Source organism: Streptococcus sp. GMD4S (assembly GCF_000296955.1).
In genome coordinates this window covers 1-631 of sequence record NZ_AJRE01000561.1, presented here as the reverse complement: position 1 = coordinate 631, position 631 = coordinate 1, and the positions used below count along the sequence as shown (strand labels likewise).

The 631-nt window shown below is 38.2% G+C and carries 1 protein-coding gene; it reads left to right on the top strand.

Going from position 1 to position 631, the window contains the following annotated elements; translation table 11 throughout:
* Nucleotides 1-290: 290 nt before the first annotated feature.
* Nucleotides 291-631: TenA family protein (locus tag GMD4S_RS12545; protein WP_000449806.1), on the top strand; the 341-nt coding region annotated here is incomplete at its 3' end.

The following is a 631-nucleotide window of genomic DNA, read 5'->3' as shown; positions in this document are numbered from 1 at the left end:
TGCTTTAGGCTGAGATGATACCCATTGAACCTGATACAGTTAAGACTGGCGAAGGGAAATGTGAAAAGGTTTTTTTCGTATGTCGAAAGAAACTGTTTAATCTTGTAAGCTAAACTCTAATTCTCGTTTGTAATTGGAGTTTTTTTGTTTATCAAAAGAGGATAGGCTTGACGGCAAGTCTTTCGGTAGCTCTCCTAGAATGCCCCACTTTTCTTTAAAAAGGTCAAGTAAAACTAGGATTTTCTTGGTATTTTGTTGATTACGAACGAGTAAAGAGAGGAAAAGTAAATATGGAAACACAAGACTATGCATTTGAGCCGGGTTTGACCGTTGGAGAATTATTAAAAAGCAATCAGAAGGATTGGCAGGCTGCAATCAATCATCGTTTTGTTAAGGAACTTTTTGCGGGGACAATTGAGAATAAGGTCTTTAAAGACTACCTGATTCAGGATTATCATTTCTTTGATGCCTTCTTATCCATGCTGGGTGCCTGTGTAGCTCACGCAGACCAGCTTGAATCCAAACTTCGTTTTGCCAAGCAATTAGGCTTTCTTGAAGCAGATGAAGATGGTTATTTCCAAAAGGCTTTCAAAGAGTTAAAAGTAGCAGAGAATGACTATCTAGAAGTGAC